We start from the raw sequence: 24,724 nt of genomic DNA, 5'->3' as shown, positions 1-24,724 counted from the left end.
TTCTATTTTGAAAAGTATGCAAGCTGCGTCGCCATCTATTTCTAAAAATTGTTTCTCCAAAGAAGCCGTGCATCAATGTATAAAAGAGCATTGACACACAGCTTGTATTGTTCAGAGTTCGTTGGACTCACGTTAAGTAAGGATCACTAGCTCAAAAGGGGTATCTTTAGAGGAAATCAAATCACTTTTATTACTTGAACTTTAAAAGACATGTTAGCGCAATTTATAGCCTTTAAAGGCATAAAACAAAATATAGCCGAAACAGATAAAACATAGTCCGTAGGCGTAACGAACATCTGATACATCTTTTAGTAGCCCAAACAATACTGTTATGACAGCTCCTCCGATAAGCCCCATCGTTAAGAGAGATGAACCTTTCTTAGTAAACTTACCTAAATCCATCAATGCTAAAGGCCAAAAAGCAGGCCACATCAATGAACAACCTAAAGCCACAATACCAATAGAATATATACTATATACACCTGGTAAAATCACAACAAGGAAAGTTCCTAGCAATGCAATAAAGGAGAATATCTGTAGAGCACGTGTTTGAGAAAGAAACTTCGGAATTAGTATAATACCAGCTATGTATCCAACACTAATACAGATAGGACTTATCCACGAATAATTTTCAGGATGTGAAAGACCTAATTCTGCTGCATAGTCTATAAGCGTACCTAAAACGATTGTCTCAACACCTACATAAAAAAATATTGCAATGGCTCCTAATACAAGATGTGGGAACTGGAATATGGAGTGTTTACTGTTCGCATAAGCTGAAACTTCCTGGTCTATTTCATTATCATCTTCACACTCCTCACCTGCTGCTTTCACTTCAGGTAAAGGAGACAAAAGGGCAACAACAGCCAGGACAACGAAGATACAGATAATCATAAGAAATGGTTTCTGCAACTCTTCAATCCCAATATGACCAGCATCTCCTACAAAGAAAGATATAAATAAAGGGGAAACAGGCCATGCCAACTTATTAATCATTCCCGTGATCGAAATACGCTTTGCTGCACTCTCTGTAGGTCCTAAGATTGTAACATAAGGATTAATGGCTGCTTGTAAGAATGTATTTGCCGTTCCACAGAAAAAAGAAGCCGCAAGAAATAAGAGGAAGTTCTTCACATCCACCGACAAGACAAATACACAAAAAGCAACTGCAAACATTCCAAAGGCTGTTGCCATAGTACGCTTATATCCAATCTTACTAATCAATATTCCTGCAGGATAACCAAAGATAAGGAAAGGTAGGAAGGTTGCACCAATAAGCATATATGCCTCCATAGAGGATACACTCAGTGAGACTTTCAATACTGGAACCAACAAAGAATTGATTCCTAGTGCGAAGCCACATGTGAAAAACATTAAGCCTAAGAATGACATGGCTACAAAGAAGTTCTTTTGTTCTTTCATAATTCTATTTATAAAATTGTTATTTAATATTCTTCTTAACTCTAAAAATATTCAACGACCATCTTAAATAAGATCATCAAGTATGCCGAAGAATCTCATCACGGCACTCTTCCATCAACCATTTCGGTGTACTGGTCGCTCCACAAATACCTACAGTTTGTACACCTTCAAACCACTTCATATCTATTTCGTCAGCACTCTCTACCTGATGGGAATTTGGATTCACACTTAAGCACTCGTGGAAGAGAACCTTACCATTTGAACTCTTACGACCTGCAACAAAGAGAATCAAATCATGGCGAGCTGCAAATGACGATATATTTGGCATGCGGTTAGCCACTTGTCGGCAAATAGTATCAAAGCTCTGGAACTTTGCTGTTGGTGAGATATGACTCTGTATATAATCAATTATCTTATGAAACTCGTCCAAACTCTTTGTTGTTTGCGAATAAAGATAGATGTCATGATTAAAATCTAAGCTTTTCACATCCTCAAACTTTTCAATTACAATAGCGTGACTATGCGTTTGCCCTACCAGACCAAGCACTTCGGCATGCCCGTTCTTACCAAAGATAACAATGGAAGCCTCTCCCCCACTCTTACTACTTGAAGGAGGAGTTGTAACAGTGTCCTCCTTGTCTAAAGATCCATTAATTGATTGATAACCTTTCTCATATTGAGATTTAATACGGCGTTGAAGTGCAAGTACAACGGGGCATGTTGCATCAATGATCTCTATGTTATTACGCTTAGCAAGCTCGTATGTCTCTGGTGGTTCTCCATGTGCTCGAAGTAAGACCTTCACATTATGTAGGTCACGCATCTGCTCATGATTAATGGTGATCAGTCCCTTCTTTGTAAGGCGTTCCACCTCCATACTGTTATGTACAATATCACCTAAGCAATAGAGCTTTGTGCCCTTTGCCAATTCTTCTTCGGCTTTCTTAATAGCAGTGGTCACACCGAAGCAAAACCCACTGCCGTTATCTATTTCTATTTGAAGCATCTTTCTAAGGAGTTTTCCAACTTATCTACTCGTCCACTTTCATAATTATTGCCCCTGTACGACCGCTATATTCTGGTGCATAAGCACATTGAGCAGTACAGGTTCCTGTGCGATATACACCAGCACGATCAATGTAATATTCGGTTTCTATCACGTGTTTACCCTTTGCCATTACGTCGAAGTAATAGGAAGTTGTGTAGTCTTTTGGTGCGATGTAATAGCCCCAATGATATCCACTCAACTGATTAACTGGCTCTAAACAAGCTGTACGCTTATCGACAATCTGCACAAAATCATAATCACGATCAGCAATAATCGTCAAACGAATACGAATCTTGTCGCCCACTTTCAAATTATTGAGATTCTTTGTCAGAGTGCTATCAACCAATACTTCTCGCTTGATTTTCAAACCAGATGTGGCATCAGTAACCTCAGTAGCAGGCTGGAAGAATTGCGCATAAACAGCTCCCCAACTAGTACCCATACTTGTCTTTTGAATCTTCAATTCTTGTTTGTCAGAAGCAGACTGCGTTCCCATTGGCTCTGTCACCTTAATATATCCAATTCCAGCTGTAGGCTGTAATGTGTTTAGAGGGTGATCATTCAACGTAAGTTTAGCATTCTCACCATTCTCCATCACCCATTTACCATCATTCATAAACGCCCATATAGCATCTACGGCATTCAAAGGAGTATCCCAACTCTGCGTTCTCTTCTCTTGTAAGAGCCAGCGTTGCATATTCATTAACGTCTGTTCGTCATTTGGCGTAATGCGTTTCACTGCTTCAATCGCTGCTACTTCTGTTGATATCTTATAGTCGAACCAACTATATTGCGCACGTTTCGTATCGAAGTAACAACCCTTCTCTTCTGTACAAACCATATACTCCTTAATACTCTGCAAGTACTCTTTTGCTTTCTCCACCTTATTATATTGTTGGAGGATAACAGCCGTGCGAGCCTTACCATAGATAGTTAAGTCGGCAGGTTTCTTAGACAGTCTATCCAAGAGATAGTTAATGTCCGGCGTTGTCTTACGCCCTGCCAAAGCATTTGAATATAAATAATCACAGAGGTCATCCATAGGGAAGAGCAACGTCTTATACTTCTTCTCTGTCTTCTTCATATTGGCGACTTCCTCTCCTACTCGCTTATCCAAATAACGGAAAGCAGCATCAACGATTGTTGAAGTCTCCACCTTATCAGTTAGTGTTTGTAAGCGAACAAGGCTCTTGACAACCGAAACAGTCATATATAAACTACCCTTCATTCCTGGACACCAAGAGAATGATCCATCAGGATTCTGTAGCTTCTTCAGACTGGTTAATGTCGTTGACAAGCGACTTTGCAATTGGTTTCCATCAAAGAGACGAACTAACATCTGCTTCTGTTCACGTTCGTTATTAGCATCTCTCAACCATGGAGTTTCTTCCAATGCCAACGTCTTCAAGTCTTGGTTCTTTTCTAATGCTGACATCATAGAGGTTTCTTTTCCAGTTTCTAAACGCCACTGGTTAATCGTCTGTTCTATCTTTGGTGAAGTAGAGATAATCTTCTTTGCCAGACGATTAGCATAGTAAGCCGAAACAAGACTGATGGCGTTCTTTTCGTTTGCCTCTGCCACATAAGGCAGTGCCTGAACCATCAACCAATTTGGATTATTCGTATATTCAATAGTCAATCGTTGTGCTGTACTATTCTTTGGGAATAACTTATTAACATCAACGACCTTCTCCCCTGCCCCATTCTGAGTAAATGGTAAGGTGTTAGTAACATACTCCTTATTTTGAAGAACAGGTAGATAATGTTGCTCACCATCAGAGAATCCATCGCCTTCTACCGAGAAGCGAGCAATCAACAAAGACTGATCAGCCGATAACTGATTAGCTTTCTCTGATAATAAAGAAGATAAGTTATAAGTTGCTAAACCATTACTTTGCGCCTTCAAAACGACCTCTTTACAATCTGTAAACAATACCTTTTCAGTTGCAGGATCAATGATTTCAATCTTTGCATTGGCATTGACCTCCTTATCCGACTGATTAAATAATCGTGCAGAAACCATTGCTTCATCACCGATACGCACAAAGCGAGGCATATTCGGTTGAATCATTAAACTCTTCTTTGCAATTACTTCATCTGTCAAATAGCCATGATTCATATCTTCATCATGCGAGATACCAATAAAACGCCACGTTGTCAAACCTTCTGGAAGCGTAAACCTAATACTTACATTACCCTTTCCATCCGTCTGTAACTGTGGATAGAAGAAAGCGGTCTCATTAAGATTTTCACGCATAGATGGTGTCACCTTCTTGTCTTCCTTCTCCTCGTCTGTCTTTATCTCTTCATCTTTCTTAATGACAGGGGCAGTGTATTTCACTGCAGCCCTATCGGTTCTCATCGATGGCATCTGCTCTGCCACACTAAACACACGATTCTCTGCTGAATCAGACATAGGCATTGACTTCAACTCTACCGCACGTGACATTAGAGCATAATTACGTGATTTCATCTTTCCATAACGGAAGCTAAAAGGAGAGTCCCAAGAGCCTAAGTAGCGATTATCAAACTCTGATAAGGATAGTTCAGGCACCTCTCTCTTATCGATATCAGCATAGGCAGACAAAGTCAAAGAATTAACCTCAGCACCTTCCCAAAGCACACTTGGCTGACTAAGAGAGAAATAAGGACTTAACATCCAAGAGTGTGCAATGATTGCATCGAGGCTCTTGTCATAGAGAGTAGCCATCAGTTGAGCATCTGCCGCCTTGCCATCTGGACGTTTAATACTTACTATCCATTCCTCTTTCTGACCCGGTGTTAGCTTGTCACGGAAGGTAGACCACTCCGTAATTAATCGTTTATCAGGCAATGGGCGAGCGATACTCTGCATGTGAGAATATAATACACCATCCTTCACCCACGCATAATTCAAGGTAATGCCATCACCATATTCTTCTTTATAGAAGAGCTTCCTTGTCTTAATACTATTACTTTGATCAAATGACCCCGTCTCTATTACCTTATTACCAGCATAGATAGAATAAACCACATGTTGGTTTTTATCACTCGATCCAACCTGTAGATAGATAGGCGAACCATCACGTGGGAAGAAATTATCACTCAAGTAGAACCAATCATGAGTAGTAATTACTGGTTGCTTATCATCCATTGAGAAGAGAACAAAGTCTGTATTAACAGTATCAGTTCCACAGATTGCATGCAAGCGATAAGCACCTGAAGACATTGGATTCAAAGTAACATCCTCATTGGCTTTAGCTGTTGCATAATTGTTATAAACATATAGTTTCTCATCCTTCTGTTGTGGAACTATCACATACTTCACCGTCCCGTCAATAGGTTGACCAGCCATATTGAGGTAATCGAACTTGATTGTTTTCAAGCTATCACACAAGTTCTTATCAGGAATATCACATGCCAACGTGGTCGGATTAGTACCAAGAGGAAGCGAGACAGAGCCTTCTCGGCTCTCACCACCAGCATCTGTCACCTCAGCCTCAACCTCAAAGTGATAGAAACGAGGGCGGAAAGAACGATTAGAAACCATTTCTTTCTCTACTTCTTTCGATAGAACGAAAGGTACAGAGACTATGAAATCACCCTTCTCATCTGTTACCACATTACCAATCTTCACATCCTCGTCACTCTCATAGCTGTCCCACCACCAGCGCATGGGGCGTCGCTTAACCCAATAAGTTACTTTCGCATTCTGCACAGGAACACCTGCAAAACTCTTGGCATGTCCTTTCAGTTGGATAGTATCACCTATTGTGTACTTCTCCTTGCAGTCATCAAAACTTACTTCAAAGGTTGGACGCTTGTATTCCTCTACTTTGAAACGAACTTGTCCACCTCCTTTACTATTTGTGATAATCGTAAAATCACCAGTAAGTCCACTACTTGGTAACTCGAAATCGACTGCTGCTGTACCAAAGCGATCAGTAGTTACAGCCTTTCGACTCACCTCTTTTCCATTCGTATCACGTAGTATCATATCAAATGAAACGCCAGCTTCTGCCTTCATCTTAAAGCCTTTTTGCGTCATTAGATATACAATAGCAGAGGCATGAACGGTCTGTCCAGGACGATAAAGAGAACGGTCAGTATAAAGGTTTACTTCCTCACCATTCTTATCAGCTTCATAGTAGTCATAATTACTTTTAAGGTCCATTGCAGGGAAAGCCTGGTCTTTGCTTGTGTAGACATAGACATCTGAACTATAACCAGGATCGGTTATAAATGCCTCTCCTTTACTATCCGTTGTAAGTATCTTTGTCAATGGTTTACTACTCCAATTATCCTTTCTGTATTCTATGCGGATGGTCGCACCAGGCACAGGTTGCCCCTCATTAGCATCAACCACAACATAACGATTGCGCTTATCAGGCTGTTCCTCCGTCATAACAAATAGGTCGCTGACATAATAAAGAGAGTAGTCTCTTGCTAAACGACTATCTGAAGGAACAAATTCTAACAAGTAAACACCCACTGGAAGGGCGGGTAGATTAAAGGAATCTTTCAGTATTTCATAGTCCTTATAATCCTTATATGTACGCTGAATAACCTGCTTAGAGGATGGTATCAATGATGCTTTAATAGCTTTCAGATCGTTCTTGTCTTCTACATCATACAGCGTATTACCCTTTAAGGATGTGCGAGTAATATTTAACGTAAGACTTGGCACATTGCGAACTTCCATTTGCACCGTATTATCCTTATCCTTACTTGTTACCCGATCTCGCTCTACTTCAGCCGTAGACATGGGTGCCGTCAATTCCTTACGTTCGTTACGAAGCTGTTCTATAGGTGCCCATGTAGACCAACGAGAGAGGGCATTATCAATGAAAGCAACAAGTTTTTCTGCTGGTTCTTCATCTTCTTTCATACAATTATACTTGCTTATTGCCACCTCACCACATATTGGTAGATCGCCATAAACACGCATCAAAGAGTCGAGCAATTCGCTTTTATTATCCTTCTCATCAACCGCAAGCAAAGCTGTATAGCATGCCGCCTCACGATTGCCATGCTCTACATAGTAACGATTCAGCTTGTCAAAGTTCCTTGCCTGCATACCAATGACATGGAGCAAGTCGCCTCCAAAGATATGATCATCCTTGCCTATCTTCACTAAAGGAGTATAATTAGCAGCCTTCTGACGTGCAAGTAACGACGGATTAGACAATGCTTTCTTAAAGTATTCGGCACTATTACCATCAGATTTACCCTGTTCTATCCATCCTAAGACACAGTTATATATTGCAGACAAAACTTCATCTTTGCGTTCAGCCTGCTGTGCTTTTGCCTTCAACTTATTGAGTTCGACATCCATAGAGTCAGGCGATATCTGTGTCTGAATACTTGAGGCTAAGAAGTTAGCAGCCAATAGTTGCCCATAAGCCTTCTCATGTTGAGCCTTCTTCTCTATCTTTCGTAAAGATACAATTGCTGTCTTTGGCAAGTCTTTCCGACTTGCGGCTTCTACCTGCTTCCACAATTCGTCATAGCTTTGTGCGGCTATTTTCATTGGGAATAACAGAAGTATAAGTGGAATAAAAACAAGTAACTTCTTCATAATTATAACTCTTTAGTGATTGCAAAGATAATGATTTTCAGATAGAGAAACGCCCTATCTACCTTATATATTATAATTGTTTAATATTAGAAGTGAGGTGTGCTAAGGTGTAAGTAAAGTGGTCAAAGTGATGAAAACCCATATTCTTTAGTGCTTGCTCACTAACTTGTCGATGCGAATCAGCATTATACTCAGGTATTAAAGGAAGCCGAATAATGACTTTATCAGCATATCCATTCTCTGCTAACCACATTAGGTTGCGAATAACAGACGCATTTTCTTTCCCCGTATAAGCCTTATAAATATCAGTATTTAGGTCTTTGACATCAACATACCACGTATGGATCAAAGGAGCAACACGCTCAACATCTTTCAGAGGAACATTAAGAGCTGTCTCAATCGTTAGTTTCCAAGCTGGATTCATAATATCCGCAAAAGCCTTGATAAAACTTGATTGTAAGAGAGGTTCGCCTCCGCCAAAGCAGATGCCACCCCCTGTTGCCATGAAATAAAGGTCGTCTATTTCTACTTCTGCATATAATTCTCCAGGAGTCAACACCTGCCACACACCATCAGATTGTAAGCATTGAGGATTCAAACAATACTTACATCGTAACGAACAACCATGGAAAGCCACCAGTGTTGTTACACCTTCTCCATCTGTTGTCAGCCTATGCCGATTGATAGCTATTAGTGGGGCGGTTACTTCTGATTGCATTTCTCTTTGTGTGATTGCGGTCTATTATATTCAACACTCTGCTTAACATTATCATCAATCTTAATCTTCCCCATTTCAAGATTAGTCCTTCTTAATCGAATGAGCAATTCTTTATTAGGACTCTTAACCTCTTTGACCAATAGATCAAAGCCTACATAACTATCAGAAGTATCTGTTATCAGGAGTGTATCTGTAGGATTCACACGCACCGCGAAACGCCCATCAGTGAATGTAAGAGACTTCTTGCCAGATCTTGTAAACACCTTTATTGACGAAATTGGCTTATTAGTTTCGCCATCAACAACCAATCCACTAATAACAACAGAATGTTCTTTATCGGTAGAGATATTCTCTACTTTTTGTAAAGCCTCTCCCGTCTGCGGACTTTCAATAGCCTTTGCAAAAGTACTCTTGGGCGTATTGCTACAGGAGACAAGAGGGATGGTTGCAACGCAGAAACCCGCTGCTAATCCTGCAACTTTCATACTCCAACCCCTTCGTTTACGTATTCTCAACTGCTCCTCCAAGTATCTGATCTCTTGTTCACAAGCAGGACAAGTACCAGAGCAATCGCCCTCGTGGTGACATTCACAAGGTTGATAACGAATGTTATTCGCATCAGCTATCTGCTGACGAACACCTTTCAATGTTTTGCAAATATCCTTTCCCCTTGTCATACCATTACCTCCTTTTTGATAGAACAACTATTATTATTCTTTTCTACATGTGACGTAGGACTATCAGAATCACTTATTCGCTCACAACTTGAGGCCGCAATTTTACCCAAAACATTGCCATTACTTTGTATAACTACCCTCCTGCGCTTTCGTTTTAACAAAGACCTCACTTTAAAATCCTTAGTAACAAACCCCAAACGAGAGATTCTCAAGGTTGCATCTATTGGTACTTTCACTGCAAAATAGCCATCTTCATTTGCAAAGACATGCTTATCGGTTCCAAGCAATTGCACGTCAGCAGCGATCAAAGGGTCTTTTGCATCAGACGCAATAAGCTGTATTTTAATAACGACAGCATCACATCTACCTTGTGACCAGTCGACTACTTGCAGGTCATCTTGACTTACCTCGTGTATAACGCTAGCAGGAGTTGTATTACACTTAGAGTCTTGTGCAGAGACTGCCAAGGGCATCATTGTGGCACAAATACTTGCAGCAAGACCAATAACCTTCGTGTTTATACCTTTATGGCTACGCTCTTTTAGTTGGCTTTCAATATATCTGATTTCTTGTTCACAAGCAGGACAAGTGCCAGAGCAATCGCCCTCGTGGTGACATTCACAAGGTTGATAACGAATGTTATTTGCATCTGCTATCTGCTGACGAATACCTTTCAATGTTTTGCAAATATCCTTTCCTCTTGTCATACCATAACCTCCTTTTTGATAGAACAACAATTATTTATTCTTTTCTACATGTGACGTAGGACTATCTGAATCGCTTATTCGCTCACTACTAGGGGCTGCAATTTCACCAAAAATATAACGATACATTTCTAATTCGACGATTCTCTTCTTTAGTTTTAACAAAGATCTCACCTTTAAAACCTTAGTTTCAACTCCAAAACGAGAGACTCTCAAGGTTCCATTTATTGGTACTTTCACAGCAAAATAGCCGTCTAGACCTGTAGAAGTATGCTTATCTGTTCCAAGCAATCGTACGTCTACAGAGGTCACAGGTCGCTTATTATCAGACGCAATAAGCTGTATTTTAATAACAACAGCATCACGTCTACCTTGTGACCAATCGGTTACTTGCAGGTTACCTTGACTTACCTTGTGTACAACGCTAGCAGGAGTTGTATTACACTTAGAGTCTTGTGCAGAGACTGTCAAAGGCATCATTGTGGCACAAATACTTGCAGCAATACCAATAACCTTCGTGTTTATACCTTTATGACTACGCTCTTTTAGTTGGTTCTCAATATATCTAATCTCTTGTTCACAAGCAGGACAAGTACCAGAGCAATCGCCTTTGTGGTGACATTCACAGGGTTGATAATGAATGTTATTCGCATCTGCTATCTGCTGACGAACCTCTTTCAATGCCTTACAAATATCCTTTCCCTTTTGCATAATGATGGTCTTTAAGTGTCGAAATATTACTATCCAATATGCAAATATACGAAAAATAATAGAATAGCAAACACTATTATTGATACGAATTAAGTATCATAACATTTGATAAGATATAATAAGTAAGAAAACAAGAGACGCCCTCTTGCGTTCAAAGAGACGCCTTCCTTGTCACGAAGAAAGCCTCTTCTCACATCAAGGAAACGCCCTTTTCAAATAGATAAAAGCGGAAGGACTTATCGTCCATCCGCTTTTATCGCTCGATAACTTTAAACTCTGAGAAGTCAGTCTTACGTAATAAGTCTTCGTAAGAGAGCTTGGGATGCTTCTTCATATAGACTTCCACAGCATCTTCATACCGACTATGATAGATGCGTTTCGTCATGATTTGATTCACAATCCATTGAATCTTTCCTATCTGTAAGTCGCGCTCTATCTGTGGACGTGACTCAAAGTTCTCTAGTGGATAGATACTCATCAAATAGAAAGTTAAGCAATCCGGAAGGATGTATTCACGCGACATTTGCTTGCGTTGAGCAGGTGAATAAAACCTTGCATACAATGGATAATTAGCACCAAGATACTTATCTAAAGAGACACCTATCGTTCCATTACCTACAACAATACTCTGATCTAAAGCGGAGATCTGCGCATAGACCTTTGGAATCTCTATGTCAGGAAGAACTTGCTTCAGCCTACTAAAAGAGGTGCTAAGCTGTTTATCAATGTCATCCGTATTAGCGTATTCAGATTCAACTGCCGCTATCAACGTTTGAAGAGTTGTGTCTTGGTAGAACTTCAAGAACTTACTATTAATGTCAGGATCGGTTGTCTCCCCTATTTTAACTACATCCTCTATCAGCGTACGGGTCTCAATTGGATATTCTGTATTCATCTGCTGGAGCGCAGAGAAGTCGCCCGTTGTGAGATAACGATACTCTAACCGGTCATAGCGATCCAACTCTAATAACTGAGACTTATCGTTCTCGTCATCAGAAGAAAGCTTAAACTGGCAACCAACACAGGTTACCAGAACCAGAAATAATATGTAGTATAGTTGCTTCACAAGCTTTTTTACAATAATTATAGGTGTCTTTGCAAATTTACTAAAAAGTATTTTTTTATGCAAGTGTTCTACTAAAAAAGTGTAAAATACAGCTCTTTTTATAGCTTCTATTCGCCAGGTAGCCTATCAAAATGTTTATTACCATGCACATAATACTGCCATAAAATAGAGTACATCCTACGCCCATCAGGAGCACAATTAGATAACGTATCTGACGAGTTCACAGCCATATTAGACTTATTATCAGGACGTTTAAACTCATTACGCCACCTTTTGAAAGCTCTTCGTGCAGAAATGATAGCTTTAAAATCTCCCCAATTACGATTAAAAAGGAGCGTTTGAAAAGCTGCAAGATAATCTAAGAAGCATCGCATCCGCATTACATGCTGTAACTCATCATCAGGCAAATTCTTCCACAACATGGTTAAGTTATTACGGAAGTTAAGGAATGTCTTACGAGGATTCGACTTCGGTAATGTCCCTCCACCGACGTGATAAACCATGCTTTCTGGGAAACAGAAGATATGTTTACCCATACGATGTAGACGCCAGCAAAGGTCGATTTCTTCGTTATGAGCAAAGAACCTGCCATCTAAACCACCTGCATTCCAATAGTCTTTAGCACGTATCATCATGCAAGCACCTGTTGCCCAAAGGACTTCTTTAGCATCATCATATTGACCATTATCATCTTCCACAACATCAAAAACACGTCCACGGCAGAAGGGATAACCATAGCGATCAATAAACCCACCCGATGCTCCCGCATACTCAAAAGCATCACGATTTGTCATGGAGAGGAGCTTCGGTTGACAAGCAGCTATTTCTTCATGGGCATCCATCTCCTCTATCAAGGGCGTCAACCAATGATGCGTCACTTCAACATCACTATTTAGTAGTACATAATACTCACTATCCACTTGTCTTAGTGCCTGATTGTAGCCTTCGGCAAAACCATAGTTTTGATCCAACGGAATAACTCGAAGATGTGGATAATGCTCAGATAACCATACTACAGAATCATCCGTAGAAGCATTATCGGCTACTATTACTTCCGCTTCTCCACGTGAATATTCTACCACGGAAGGGAGATATTGCTCCATCATCTTCCGCCCATTCCAATTCAAAATGACAATTGCTACTTTCATAGAAGTTCTGCTTTTAAAGAACTTTGATCGAAATTAAAGCCCCCTAAGCGTACACGGATAATTTGATTATCATATTCTTCTTTCGCCTGATTAGGGGATAGTTCCACACGAATGTAATTATCAGTAAAGCCATGCATTGCCTTTCCTCTAGCTGCTTTCTCAAAGAGAACATCTGCTTCTTGACCAATATGTGCAGCATAGAAAGCACGCGTCTTCTCATCTGATAACTTCAATAACTTATGTGCACGATGCTTCTTTTCACGAGCATCTACCACGTATGGGATGGAAAGGGCTGATGTACCAGGACGCTCAGAATAAGGGAATACATGTAGTTGTGTTACTGGAAGAGATGCTAAGAAGTTATAACAATCTTCGAAATATTCTGGTCGTTCTCCACGTGACCCAACCATTACGTCAACTCCTATAAAGGCATCGGGCATCTTCTCTTTAATAAGCTTTATCTTATGGGCAAAAAGCTTCGTATCATAACGACGGTGCATTAACTTTAATACTTCATCTGATCCACTTTGGAGTGGGATATGGAAGTGTGGCATGAATGCACGTGATTGTGCACAATATGCAATGAGGTCATCATCAATCAAGTCGGGTTCTAACGAACTAATACGGAAGCGTTCTATACCTTCCACCTTATCAAGTGCCTTCACGAGATCTAAGAATCTTTCTCCTGTCGTTTCACCAAAATCACCAATGTTAACACCCGTCAAGACTATTTCTTTTCCACCCTCCTTTGCAGCTTCCTCAGCTTGCTGAACGAGTGATTCAATAGAAGGGTTACGAGAGAATCCACGTGCATAAGGTATCGTACAATAAGTACAGAAGTAGTTACAACCATCCTGTACCTTCAAAAAATAACGAGTCCTATTCCCACGAGAACAGCTTGCTTGGAAACTCTTTATATCCTTTGTCTTAACAGAGTGATATGTTCCTTTACCCTCCTCAGAAGATTTATCTCCTATAGATTCAATATCAGTTTTATTCCATGCATCACTAAGATATTGTATCAAATCTGCTTTTTCATTACTACCTAAAACTAAGTCAACACCTTCTATTTTAGCTATCGTTGCGCTCTCTAACTGAGCATAGCAACCTGTAACAATAACAAAGGCTCCAGGATTCTGGCGTACCATTCGATGGATAATCTGACGACATTTGTGATCGGCAACTTCTGTTACCGAGCAGGTATTAATCAAACAGATATCTGCAGACTCGCTTTTCTTCGCTTCTCTTACACCCATATTATATAAGGTACGAGCGAAGGTACTCGTCTCAGAAAAGTTGAGTTTACAACCCAACGTATAGAATTTGGCGGTCTTGCCTTGGAATGCTGCTGTATCTATCATATAGCTTGCAAAGTTACACTAAATCACACATAAAACCAAAGGTTACCCTGCTTTGTTCCTATTAAGAATAAGTTTAACCCTATAACTAACTATTAAAACAAGCCATAAGAAGCCCTAAATTTACATTGTGCAGGTACACATTAAAATCATTAACATTTATTTAATGTTTATATATAACTGATTTTCAATAGATTACAAAATAGTTACAAACAGGAACAAAAAAAGTCTTTAAAAAATTATTGCCATATCAAAAAAATACTTACCTTTGCATCGTTTTAACAAACAAATGATTGTTTTACAGATTTAAAAAGCAAAGAAAATGAAGAAATTAGTTTTAATGTTCGTAGCTATTGCAGCTATCTCTTTCGCATCTTGTAATGGTAACTCTAAGCCAGCAGCTAACGTTGATACAACTGCTCAGGATTCAGCTGTTGATTCATTGAACCAAGATAGCACACATTCTGATTCTGCAAAGGCTGATTCTGCAAAGGCTGATTCTACTGTTAAGAAGTAATCAGAAAGCGAACTGAAAAAGAGAGAAATTGACCGTAGAGCTTAGCTCTGCGGTTTTTTTGTGCCTATTTTGAAAAGCAGACCACCAAAATTAGCTGTACTTGAATGAAATCTCTTTTCATAGCCCATCATACTTTCTCTACTTACAATCTACTGCCTACCAATTGCATTTCCTTAAATATTCATCATGCCAACAAATGAAATGAAACTATTGCTGTCAGATACAACTTAGATAGCAGATTCTTCATCTCAAATCTACTAAAGCATACACTATATTTCTTGACAAATCTTTGTCTTCAAAAAGATTCATTCTAGCGTGAGAAGCCAAGTATTATGGACGAAAAATGAGTAAAAAATAGGTTTTTCAAGAAACATATATATGTTCTGCGCAAAACTTATATATGTTTTACGTAAAAGATATATATGTTTCATCTAAAAGATATATAGTTTTTCGATAAAAAATATATGATTTTTCAGTCAAAAGTACTATATTTTTCAATAATAGCGAATATTTTTTCCATCGGGAAAGGCAGAGATTTATGTAACATCATGTATATCAAGAAATTGCAGAATATCGTCTAACATACCCCATAACTCACATATTTAAATCAAAGTACACGCCTCGTCGAAAATAACGCAATTATAAGCCCAGAATTAGGTAGTATTTTATTACAAAGCATTAGAAAGGCTCCCATCTCAAAAATAATGCGGAACCACCTATATAAAGGCTATTCCGCAAGGATTTATATGTCTCTAAAATTCTAACTAGACCGTAATAACCAATCCATCATAAGCAAAGAAGAAGCCATCAGGAAGACGCTGTTGTGCCTCAGCATATAAACCTATTTGGTGAGTCAAGTGAGTTAGATAAGTTCTCTTAGCTCCAATCTTCTTACTAAATTCAATGGCTTCTGATATTAACTGATGAGAATGATGCTCACGTTCCCAGCGCAAACCATTGACAACTAAGGTCTCAACACCTTCTAAATAGGAAAGTTCTGACTCTTCTATTGTTTTCATATCGGTGATATATGCCAACTTACCTATTCGATAGGCAAAGATAGGTAACTTTCCATGCATAACATTAATCGGTACTACATCAAAGTCACCTATCCGAAAATGAGAATGAGGCTGTATAGCATGAAGCTCCAACTTTGGCACACCTGGATAGAGATGTTCTGTAAAGCAATAAGGGAAATTATGCCGTAGACCTGCACACGTGTCCTCATTGGCATAAACATCAATATCTCCTAACTGGCAATAAGGGCGGACATCATCAATACCACCGACATGGTCATAATGAATATGTGTTATCAGTAAACCATCGATCTTACGGAAAGGTTGTGGTAGCATTTGTTGACGGAAATCAGGACCACTATCAATGATAATGCGAGTATTCTCTGTCTCTAACAAAGCTGAAGTACGTAAGCGTTTATCTCGTGGATCAGTACTTCTACAAACCTCACAATTACAACCAAGAACAGGTACTCCATTTGAAGTACCTGTACCTAAGAAAGTCAAATATCTTATAGGTTCTGACATCTTCATCTCACATTTACTTCGGGATGAATCTCAATACCAAACTTCTCTCTCACATCATGCTGGATAGTCTCACAAAGGCGTACAACATCAGAGCCAGTAGCACCGCCAAGATTTACCAATACTAATGCTTGCTTTTCATAAACGCCAGCATGACCTAGAGCTTTCCCTCTCCAACCGCATTGATCAATCATCCATCCTGCAGGAATCTTCTCATGGTCATCATCGATCGTATAATGTGGCATTCCCTCATATTGTGCAGCCAATTCTAAATACTTATCCTTTGAGACAATCGGGTTCATAAAGAAACTACCAGCATTACCTATCCGCTTAGGATCAGGGAGCTTTGCATTACGGATATCAGTAATTACTTGTCTGAGTTCTGTAGCTGTTGGGTTATCTATTCCACGCTCAGCTAACGCAGCTCGGATATTGCCATAATCAAGTCTTGGCTCATAAGTCTTAGATAGTTTATAAGTAACTGATGTAATCAGGAACTTATCACGCCATTCATGCTTAAACTTACTCTGGCGATAGCTATATTCGCAATCAGCATTAGAGAAGTGACATACCTTTCCCGTCGCTATCTCTACAGCCTCAACCTCCTCTATCAAATCTTTTGCTTCTGCGCCATACGCTCCAATATTCTGAACAGCACTTGCACCGCATTCTCCTGGAATAATAGAAAGATTCTCTGCGCCATAAAGATTATGACGAACACAATAGTCGACAAAGTCATCCCATACATATCCAGAGCCACAACGCACACGTCCATCCCCCAATTCTTCTATAAACGAGATACCTGAATGAAGTACTGTTCCTGCATAATCGCCCGTTAATAGAAGATTACTACCACCACCAAGTATTAATAGAGGTTCATCATCATCTTTCAAAGAGTGCACAATATCTTGTGCCTCCTCTACAGAGTTATATTCTACGAAGCGTCGACATTTAGCATCAATACCAAACGTATTATGTGGAAGTAAACTATACGATTTTAAATCTTTCATATCAGATGACACTTTATGAGTGAAAGGGATAAAAATGATGGTTCCCTCGGATATTTATAAATATTGGGTGATGAGGATTAGCCTTTCCGCACACCTTCATCACCCAAACAATAGATTCTATTACAATTAATAAGCATTTATCTTCTCTAAACGCCACTTCTGACCATGACGTTTGAAGATGAGCTGTGTTTCTACTCCATTAGAGAGACCACGGAAAGTTAATATCTTACGATTAGTCTCGGAGTACTTCTGCCCGTAAAGGATATTATATATCATTCCTCCAGGAACCTCTGGTAAGAAGGTAGACCACTCCTCTGCTGGTATCGTACGATTTACCGTTGTAGTCTCTTCACCATCAGGGTCTGGACCAGAATAAGCTAATGGATTCTTTATAGCACCTGCGCCTCGTGTAGTGAAGAAGTTAGACAGGAACTTAAAGAAAGAGGCATTATAGCTATCCTTGAACGATATGTTACGTATCTCATTCAATCTCCATTTACCTTCTTGATGGTCAAACCAATATTGCTCGATAGTACCCTTCTTCAGGTGAATCTTCTCAACGATAACACTATCCAAATCAGTTGATTTCGGATACTTCATCTGCTCTTCGTTATCAAATACCAATGTATAATAACCTTGAGGACGGAAGAAGTGATCAGTCTTCCATTGACCTTTCTGTAATTCAACCTTCTTATTTCCAGTTAGAACTGGCAATGGGAAATTAATACGACTACGTTGCAACTTCTTATTGGCAATGAAGTTGAAGAAGAAATCATCAAATAGTTGGTCAGCCGCTTTAGGCATTGGCGTTGAAGCTATCACCTCTGTCGCTGAATCAACTTCGTCGATCGTGTCACTATCTACCTCCGTAGATTCAGTGTTTGTACTATCAGCCGATTCTACCTTTTTATTAGAACAACCTGTGCCTACAGTAAGCATTGCCACGCAGACAACTACAGCAAGTAAAAATACCTTTCTCATATTCTCTTTATTCGTCTCAAATTTCTTGCAAAAGTACGATATTTATTTCTAATAAGGTAGCAAAAGTATAAAATTATATTATGGTAATTTCTCCGTTCCGATTATAAATCGTACCTTTGCAGGAAAATAATCAAGCAGTATGTTATTAGACAAGATACAAGAACTTCTTAATGAAGTGAGCACACTCACGGCCAAAAGCGCAGATGATGTAGAGCAACTACGCTTGAAATATCTAAGTAAGAAAGGTGAAATCAATGCGTTGATGGGCGAGTTTCGCAATGTAGCAGCTGACCAAAAGAAGGCAGTTGGCATGAAAATCAATGAACTCAAACAGGTCACACAGAACAAGATTAATGACCTCAAAGAGCAACTTGAGACAAGTGAGGCACAGAGTGACGATATTGATTTGACACGTACCGCCTACCCTATCAGCCTTGGTACACGTCATCCACTGACGCTGGTAAAGAATGAAATCATTGACATCTTTGCTCGAATGGGCTTCACGCTCTACCAAGGACCAGAGATAGATGACGACCAGCACGTGTTTACAATGTTGAACTTTGCTGCTGATCATCCTGCACGTGATATGCAAGATACCTTCTTCATTGAGCGTAGCAGTACGATGGATGTTACGAAGAATGTTCTGCTCCGTAGCCACACTTCTAATGATGAGGCACACTATATGTCTACACACGAACCTCCAATCCGTGTTCTTTGTCCAGGTCGTGTCTATCGTAATGAAGCCATATCAGCCCGTGCACACTGTTTCTTCCATCAGGTAGAGGGTCTTTATGTTGATAAGAATGTTAGCTTTACCGACCTAAAGCAGGTTCTTCTTACCTTTGCACGTGAGATGTTTGGTGCAGATACGAAGATTCGTCTTCGCCCAAGCTACTTCCCATTCACTGAGCCAAGTGCAGAGATGGATATCAGCTGTAACATCTGTGGCGGTGAAGGTTGTGGTTTCTGTAAGCACACAGGATGGGTTGAAATCCTCGGTTGTGGTATGGTTGACCCACACGACCTTGAGGCTTGCGGTATTGATTCGAATGTTTATACAGGTTATGCCTTCGGTATGGGTGTTGAGCGTATAGCCAACCTCAAGTATCGTGTTAGCGACCTCCGCCTCTTCTCTGAGAACGATACTCGCTTCCTTCGCGAGTTTGAAGGTGCATAGTGTTGGGTGATGGGTGTTAAGTGTTAGGTGTTGAGGGTCACTTAGGTGATGGGTGATGGATAATGGGTGTTGATGAATTGTCCTTTTACTAACGAAATTCCTCTGCTATACGCTATATTTACTAAAGATTTTTGTTGAGTTTGAGTGATAAATAATGGGTGTTGATGAAGCTTTATGCTATTCATCAACACCCATTCTCTTTTCTATATATTCTGCTTAACGAGTAGTTTCAGATATTGTATAAGTCCTAATTAGGTAGAAGTTCTCCACAAACTTTGAGTCATCAAACCTCTTTCTAACGGCATATATCACTCGTGTTACTAACGTTCTTTCATGTGGTTGACGTCTAATAAAATACGTGTGAAGGCTTAGCCCATGTGTGCGGAGCCTTAGCACAACACGTGCGGGGCCTCTGCACGTTCGTTAAAGAGGGCTGTGACCCTTATTCTTGTCATTCTTTTTATTTAAAAACAAGGCTGACTAACCTTGGTGAAAAGCCCATTATGCTCAGTATAAATACTTACCTCCAATACTTCTCGCGTAATATTTCATTGCCACTCAACATCTGTCGCCTACCACGTAGAACCATTTACTCGCTCCAAACAACCAACTCTCGTGGGAGGGTAATAATCTTCAAGCGTTGATACCAGATACGGGTAGAATTGGAAAGCTGCCGTTTGCGATGGCTACTGACGATATAATAGCTTGCAAGATATTCATCCATTACATCGCAGAAAGCCTTTTTGATGCGTGAACACTTCTCGTTGATGGCATTATCAAGTGGATTGATGAGATGCTCGATACTCTCTTCAATCTTCTCTTTGTCAGAGAGTCGAGTTGTTTTACAATAGAGTTCTAATAGCTCTTGTCGGTGTTCTGATAGCCGTTTCAGCTCTATTCCCTCTGGATGATGTAGGAAGAAGAGATACACAGCCTTATGTACTGGGGGCAACTCGACCTCTTTCTCCATCTCAGGTAACAGGAAACGATAGTCGGAAGTGATGACAAGAGGAGATAGCCGACTCTTTGCTAATTCTATGCGCAGCTCCTCGATGACCGCTGAGCCACCTAAGCTTTTTAAGAGAAGGTCGTAACGACCCAAGCCAATCAGCCGTTGACTTGCATGCTGCACAATGTCGGCTAACTGTTCGGGGGTTTGCATGATTGGGTCAGACATAAGCCTACTCCTCCCCTCCTTCAAGCATTTCAGATGTCAGCTGACGCATACGAGCCTTCAACCTGTCTATGAATGACAGTCGACCAGATGGTTCCTGCGCTGCTGGTTCAGGCTCTGGACTGACCAGCTTTACCGCAGGTTCAGGTACTATCGTTGGTTCTACGATAAATTCGGGTTCAGCCTCTTTAGGCTCGGTGGACTCCTCCTTTATTGTAGGAGGAACTGTTGTCTCTTCAGCAACAGCAGGTTTACGCCTCACAGGTTTGTACAGTTTGTTGATAATCTCATCATAGTGTTCACTCATCTCCTCGGTCTGCTCGTCCGTTTCATGTACGTTACTCTTATCAAGACCAGTAGCGAGAATTGTCACCTTAGCGTCCTCACCCAAGCTGTCATCGGTACTTGTGCCCCAAATAACATCTATATTCACATCGAGAGTGTCCATGAAAGCGTCAATCTCGTTCATCTCTTCGACAAGTAAAGGCTTATCGTTACTGGTGTAGATATTGAATAGAATGCGCTTAGCCTGACTGATGTCACTGCCATAGAGGAGGGGAGAGTCGAGTGCACTCACAATGGCATTCTCCACACGATGTTCCCCTTTTGCACGCCCCATAGCCATGATAGCACTGCCACCACTACGTAAGGTGTTCTCAACATCACGAAAGTCAAGGTTGATGTCACCCTCCACTGTAATCAGTTCTGAGATACTTTTCGTAGCATTCAGTAGGATGTTATCGGCACGCTTAAAGGCCTCTTTGATAGGAAGAGGTGAGTCGCTATACACATCGCAAAGCCGTTCATTATTGATAATCAGCAAGGCGTCCACATTCTTACGCATCTGTTCGACCCCTTTGATAGCCTTGATAATCTTGCGTTTCTTCTCGAAGTAGAATGGAATAGTTACTATGCCGATAGTAAGAATACCCATCGATTTAGCCACACCAGCCACGACAGGGCCCGCACCCGTCCCTGTTCCGCCACCCATACCAGCTGTCACAAAGACCATCTTCGTGCCGTCGCTCAATAGTCGTTTTATATCTTCAATATTCTGTTCAGCCTCCGACTTACCCTTTTCAGGTACTCCTCCTGCTCCCAGTCCTGTACCTAACAGAATCTTGACAGGTACGTTAGAGTGTGCAAGCGACTGACTATCAGTGTTACAGATAGCAAAAGAGACGCTGCTAATACCTTCGTTATACATGTTCTTAACAGCGTTACAACCGCCGCCACCAACGCCAATCACCTTAATAAGACGCTGTGTCTTGTCCTCTGGGATATCGAAATCAATAGGGATATATTCTTCTGTCATAAGACTTAACTTTTATTTACTTATTCTGAATGCAAATATATACATAAAGTAAATGATAACAAAATTATTGCAAGGCTTGCAATAATTTTCATTATTGGTAATCCACCCTGTAGAGGTGAATTACCAATAAAAGTTTAATAGAGATTGAAAGAGCCTTATGAGGGGATTCTTTTATATTCATCAAGAAGTCTGTCAAGTTGTGCAGTGGTATTTTCCCCTTTTTTATATTTGAAATAGTAGTACTTGTCTTCAAGTTCTGTCTTGGTGTCGTTTCTTACAGCGCGATTACTATTTTCATCTTGAGGTATAAGAAAGATATAGTCATTACGCTCCCAACAATATTTATTTTCCTTATATTTAAACCTAATATCAGAACCGAAAAGGAACTCGTTATTACCAACTATAACTTTTTCTTGTTCAACTGTTACCTCTTTAGTATGTAGTAAGAAATCATCTCTATCCTTTGCGTTTAAGAATATTCCACAGCCGCTTGGGTAAATTGCAAGATGTTCATGATACCATCTTATCCAGTACCAAGGTGCATTATTACTTAGTATTATGTAATCAAGTAAACCTGTACAGCATAGTTGATATAAAATATTTAGCTTATCATTACTGTTAGGACTTAAAGGGGATAATTCTTCTCCCATAAGTAACGAATGGACTGGCAAAGATAATGAATTACTTAAAAGGAAGTAAAGCCATGTGCGGGGAAGGTTGTTGAAAACCCTATGTTTCCACCACAATTTTTGTTCAAAGTTCTTAAGAGTAAACCTACTGAATAATATTTTGAGAGGTTCTGAACTATCTTTATTGAGGGCAGATTCTTTTTCATTACTTTCCTTCTTAAAAAGTTTCTTTGTATTTTCCCATTTCTTGTCAAAGTCATTCCAATCAACTTCTCCCTTTGCATTGTGAAACAAGAAGCGAATAGAACCTTTGAAGAAACTCCAGTCCTCAGCATCATTGATAATTTCCTCCCATGTTTGATAAGAGTTACTATCTTCTTTTTTACAAGTACCAAGATATTTACGGACTTTATCACCATCCATAATTTGATGAGCTTTCTCAACTTCTTCGTTCCAGCGTTTAGCAATGTCAGTAGAAGAGTTTACCTCTTGGTTATCAATAAGAGAAAGATACACGTTATGACTATCTAATCTGTCAATATACTCTATCGCTTTACGTACTGCAGGTGTACTTCTGATTTGATCTTCTCCATCCTCACCCTGTCCTGAGACAATGTTGCGAACAATACGCATCCACCGTTTTAGGGAAGTTTCTTCAGCAGGACCCTCTCTAAAGTATTTACAAACAGCAAAGAAGACAATACGTTGTAGTTGAGAAAGTTTGGATATAGGGATATCTGCAATAGTTTGTTTATCTTCTTCATAATTAGGAATAAACTTAAAGCTTTCTAACCATTTAATCTTAGGAAGTTCTGTTTGATACTGAATAAAATTATGTAATATTTCCTGTAAGTCTTCAAAGAACTTCTGTGGAATACGTCCATGGTCATAAAGATAAGGGGTAAAACTCCCATAAGCATTATACGCTTCTTTATTAAGATAAAGGTATGAGTGGTTTTCATTCTCTATCGTATTCGTTTCGTTGCCGTTAGTAAGTACACCTTTCCCAACAGGAAGTAACTTTCCTTCATTATCATTAGCAGTGAAGAGTTCGTTCCAAAAGAATCGGTTCATAAAGGCATAATAGATTTCGTCTACACGATTGTTATTTGATCTGTGTTTCCAAAAGATATCCATCCATTCTGTATCTAATAGGATAGGAATGCCTTTTTTCGCATCTAAGAGTTTCATCCACTCTTTATTTCCATCTGCAGCTTGTCTGCGAATATAACCAATCAGGTCTGCTTTGAAGTTCTCAAAGTTTGTCAGTTGTTTCCCACGCGCATTCATTTTTATATACAAATCATCTGAAAGTTTAAATTCTTTCATAGATAGGTGATAGAATGCAATTGGGGAATCATCAGAGATTAATTTTTCCCAATAGGATACGAAAGTTGTTGTTTCAACATTGCCAAATAGCTCTTCGATACCATCAACAATATCCTCGCCAAACTTGTCATTAATAATAGTTCCACTTAACATCCTTAACATAGACTGGATGGTTGGGTCTTGCTTCCAAGCAGAATAAAACCATGTACGAGTAGTGATGAAGTCAACAATACTATTGTCTGCTGTGAAATCATTAAAATGCTCTGGAACACACAAGCAATTAAAAAACTCACGTGAAGATATTCTTGTTTCATAGCTAAACTTTTTTAGTTGTTCTACGGCTTCGATAAGTTTCCCAGCACGTAAAGCTATGTACCAGTGTATTAACCACAGTGTTGTTAAGCGTTGCTGTCCATCAAGTGGCTGCAGCTTGTCATTTTCAATTGTGCCATAGACAAAATCAAGTTTAAGAATGGATTCACCATCATCTAATTCATTATCTAAAGCTCGTTTGAGCTCTGTAAGAAAATTACGACGTAGATACTCTTTACCATCTCTACCTTGTGCATAGTCACGTTGTATAATAGGGATTTCGATGTTATTTTTAGAAATAAAGTTCCAAAAAGAAGTTTTATTTGTTATCAT

18 protein-coding genes are annotated in these 24,724 nt (G+C 39.7%); 2 read left to right on the top strand and 16 right to left on the bottom strand.

The window, feature by feature from the left end:
- Positions 1-213: 213 nt before the first annotated feature.
- The 10 genes from gluP to mtaB form a co-directional block, all read right to left on the bottom strand.
- Positions 214-1,422 (bottom strand): glucose/galactose MFS transporter, encoded by a 1,209-nt coding sequence (gene gluP, locus O3603_RS02610; protein ID WP_009434965.1) that lies wholly within the window; start codon positions 1,420-1,422, stop codon positions 214-216.
- Between the two features lie 76 nt (positions 1,423-1,498).
- Positions 1,499-2,428 carry a 4-hydroxy-3-methylbut-2-enyl diphosphate reductase gene (locus O3603_RS02605; protein WP_371520288.1) on the bottom strand — a complete coding sequence of 310 codons (930 nt, stop codon included), beginning with the start codon at positions 2,426-2,428 and terminating at the stop codon, positions 1,499-1,501.
- A gap of 25 nt (positions 2,429-2,453) precedes the next feature.
- Complete coding sequence (locus O3603_RS02600) at positions 2,454-8,027, bottom strand: alpha-2-macroglobulin family protein (protein WP_371520285.1); 5,574 nt, start codon at positions 8,025-8,027, stop codon at positions 2,454-2,456.
- Between the two features lie 70 nt (positions 8,028-8,097).
- Positions 8,098-8,745 carry a radical SAM protein gene (locus O3603_RS02595; RefSeq protein WP_371520282.1) on the bottom strand — a complete coding sequence of 216 codons (648 nt, stop codon included), beginning with the start codon at positions 8,743-8,745 and terminating at the stop codon, positions 8,098-8,100.
- Positions 8,730-9,422, bottom strand: a complete 693-nt coding sequence (locus O3603_RS02590) for a membrane receptor RagA (RefSeq protein WP_371520280.1) — start codon at positions 9,420-9,422, stop codon at positions 8,730-8,732. The genes O3603_RS02595 and O3603_RS02590 overlap by 16 nt, the downstream gene beginning before the upstream one ends.
- Complete coding sequence (locus O3603_RS02585; RefSeq protein ID WP_371520277.1) at positions 9,419-10,129, bottom strand: membrane receptor RagA; 711 nt, start codon at positions 10,127-10,129, stop codon at positions 9,419-9,421. Before O3603_RS02585 ends, O3603_RS02590 begins: the two co-directional genes overlap by 4 nt.
- Before the next feature lie 30 nt (positions 10,130-10,159).
- Complete coding sequence (locus O3603_RS02580) at positions 10,160-10,837, bottom strand: membrane receptor RagA (RefSeq protein WP_371520274.1); 678 nt, start codon at positions 10,835-10,837, stop codon at positions 10,160-10,162.
- Between the two features lie 253 nt (positions 10,838-11,090).
- Positions 11,091-11,903 carry a gliding motility protein GldB gene (locus tag O3603_RS02575; RefSeq protein ID WP_273541609.1) on the bottom strand — a complete coding sequence of 271 codons (813 nt, stop codon included), beginning with the start codon at positions 11,901-11,903 and terminating at the stop codon, positions 11,091-11,093.
- A 107-nt stretch (positions 11,904-12,010) separates the two neighbouring features.
- Entirely contained in the window at positions 12,011-13,051 is a 1,041-nt protein-coding gene (locus tag O3603_RS02570) for a glycosyltransferase family 2 protein (protein WP_371520271.1), read from the bottom strand.
- On the bottom strand, positions 13,048-14,412 hold the full coding sequence (mtaB, locus tag O3603_RS02565) for a tRNA (N(6)-L-threonylcarbamoyladenosine(37)-C(2))-methylthiotransferase MtaB (RefSeq protein ID WP_371520268.1): 1,365 nt from the start codon (positions 14,410-14,412) through the stop codon (positions 13,048-13,050). The genes O3603_RS02570 and mtaB overlap by 4 nt, the downstream gene beginning before the upstream one ends.
- A 319-nt stretch (positions 14,413-14,731) precedes the next feature.
- Here mtaB and O3603_RS02560 point away from each other — a divergent pair, with 319 nt between their 5' ends.
- Positions 14,732-14,926: an entericidin gene (locus O3603_RS02560; RefSeq protein WP_371520265.1), complete on the top strand. Its 195-nt coding sequence runs from the start codon at positions 14,732-14,734 to the stop codon at positions 14,924-14,926.
- A 764-nt stretch (positions 14,927-15,690) separates the two neighbouring features.
- Here O3603_RS02560 and O3603_RS02555 read toward each other — a convergent pair.
- The 3 genes from O3603_RS02555 to O3603_RS02545 all read right to left on the bottom strand — a co-directional run bounded on the left by O3603_RS02555 (position 15,691) and on the right by O3603_RS02545 (position 18,455).
- On the bottom strand, positions 15,691-16,473 hold the full coding sequence (locus O3603_RS02555) for an MBL fold metallo-hydrolase (protein WP_371520262.1): 783 nt from the start codon (positions 16,471-16,473) through the stop codon (positions 15,691-15,693).
- Positions 16,470-17,474 (bottom strand): UDP-N-acetylmuramate dehydrogenase, encoded by a 1,005-nt coding sequence (gene murB / locus O3603_RS02550; RefSeq protein WP_371520259.1) that lies wholly within the window; start codon positions 17,472-17,474, stop codon positions 16,470-16,472. Before murB ends, O3603_RS02555 begins: the two co-directional genes overlap by 4 nt.
- Positions 17,475-17,600: 126 nt before the next feature.
- Positions 17,601-18,455, bottom strand: coding sequence for a DUF4348 domain-containing protein (locus O3603_RS02545; RefSeq protein WP_371520256.1), 855 nt, complete (start codon positions 18,453-18,455; stop codon positions 17,601-17,603).
- Between the two features lie 139 nt (positions 18,456-18,594).
- On the opposite strand from O3603_RS02545, the gene pheS reads away from it, so the two are divergent.
- Complete coding sequence (pheS, locus tag O3603_RS02540) at positions 18,595-19,632, top strand: phenylalanine--tRNA ligase subunit alpha (RefSeq protein WP_371520253.1); 1,038 nt, start codon at positions 18,595-18,597, stop codon at positions 19,630-19,632.
- Positions 19,633-20,221: 589 nt separating this feature from the next.
- Here the strand turns inward: pheS and O3603_RS02535 are convergent.
- The 3 genes from O3603_RS02535 to O3603_RS02525 all read right to left on the bottom strand — a co-directional run bounded on the left by O3603_RS02535 (position 20,222) and on the right by O3603_RS02525 (position 24,724).
- A complete protein-coding gene (locus O3603_RS02535; RefSeq protein ID WP_371520250.1) occupies positions 20,222-20,809 on the bottom strand; it encodes a hypothetical protein in 588 nt (195 codons plus the stop codon).
- Between the two features lie 4 nt (positions 20,810-20,813).
- The gene (gene ftsZ, locus O3603_RS02530; RefSeq protein ID WP_371520247.1) at positions 20,814-22,121 is read right to left on the bottom strand and encodes a cell division protein FtsZ; all 1,308 of its coding nucleotides are present in this window, start codon (positions 22,119-22,121) and stop codon (positions 20,814-20,816) included.
- 155 nt (positions 22,122-22,276) lie between these two features.
- Positions 22,277-24,724: a DUF262 domain-containing protein gene (locus O3603_RS02525; protein ID WP_371520244.1), complete on the bottom strand. Its 2,448-nt coding sequence runs from the start codon at positions 24,722-24,724 to the stop codon at positions 22,277-22,279.

It is taken from the genome of Prevotella sp. 20925_1_30 (assembly GCF_041433025.1).
GTDB lineage: Bacteria > Bacteroidota > Bacteroidia > Bacteroidales > Bacteroidaceae > Prevotella > Prevotella vespertina.
Note: the sequence above shows the minus strand (reverse complement) of the source record. Positions and strands in the feature narration are given on the sequence as shown.

Bases quoted from the DNA above. Each gene is read 5' to 3' on its own strand.
- gluP (WP_009434965.1), bottom strand. From the start codon at position 1,422: ATGAAAGAACAAAAGAACTTCTTTGTAGCCATGTCATTCTTAGGCTTA.
- O3603_RS02605 (WP_371520288.1), bottom strand. From the start codon at position 2,428: ATGCTTCAAATAGAAATAGATAACGGCAGTGGGTTTTGCTTCGGTGTG.
- O3603_RS02600 (WP_371520285.1), bottom strand. From the start codon at position 8,027: ATGAAGAAGTTACTTGTTTTTATTCCACTTATACTTCTGTTATTCCCA.
- O3603_RS02595 (WP_371520282.1), bottom strand. From the start codon at position 8,745: ATGCAATCAGAAGTAACCGCCCCACTAATAGCTATCAATCGGCATAGG.
- O3603_RS02590 (WP_371520280.1), bottom strand. From the start codon at position 9,422: ATGACAAGGGGAAAGGATATTTGCAAAACATTGAAAGGTGTTCGTCAG.
- O3603_RS02585 (WP_371520277.1), bottom strand. From the start codon at position 10,129: ATGACAAGAGGAAAGGATATTTGCAAAACATTGAAAGGTATTCGTCAG.
- O3603_RS02580 (WP_371520274.1), bottom strand. From the start codon at position 10,837: ATGCAAAAGGGAAAGGATATTTGTAAGGCATTGAAAGAGGTTCGTCAG.
- O3603_RS02570 (WP_371520271.1), bottom strand. From the start codon at position 13,051: ATGAAAGTAGCAATTGTCATTTTGAATTGGAATGGGCGGAAGATGATG.
- mtaB (WP_371520268.1), bottom strand. From the start codon at position 14,412: ATGATAGATACAGCAGCATTCCAAGGCAAGACCGCCAAATTCTATACG.
- O3603_RS02560 (WP_371520265.1), top strand. From the start codon at position 14,732: ATGAAGAAATTAGTTTTAATGTTCGTAGCTATTGCAGCTATCTCTTTC.
- O3603_RS02555 (WP_371520262.1), bottom strand. From the start codon at position 16,473: ATGAAGATGTCAGAACCTATAAGATATTTGACTTTCTTAGGTACAGGT.
- murB (WP_371520259.1), bottom strand. From the start codon at position 17,474: ATGAAAGATTTAAAATCGTATAGTTTACTTCCACATAATACGTTTGGT.
- O3603_RS02545 (WP_371520256.1), bottom strand. From the start codon at position 18,455: ATGAGAAAGGTATTTTTACTTGCTGTAGTTGTCTGCGTGGCAATGCTT.
- pheS (WP_371520253.1), top strand. From the start codon at position 18,595: ATGTTATTAGACAAGATACAAGAACTTCTTAATGAAGTGAGCACACTC.
- O3603_RS02535 (WP_371520250.1), bottom strand. From the start codon at position 20,809: ATGTCTGACCCAATCATGCAAACCCCCGAACAGTTAGCCGACATTGTG.
- ftsZ (WP_371520247.1), bottom strand. From the start codon at position 22,121: ATGACAGAAGAATATATCCCTATTGATTTCGATATCCCAGAGGACAAG.
- O3603_RS02525 (WP_371520244.1), bottom strand. From the start codon at position 24,724: ATGATAACAAATAAAACTTCTTTTTGGAACTTTATTTCTAAAAATAAC.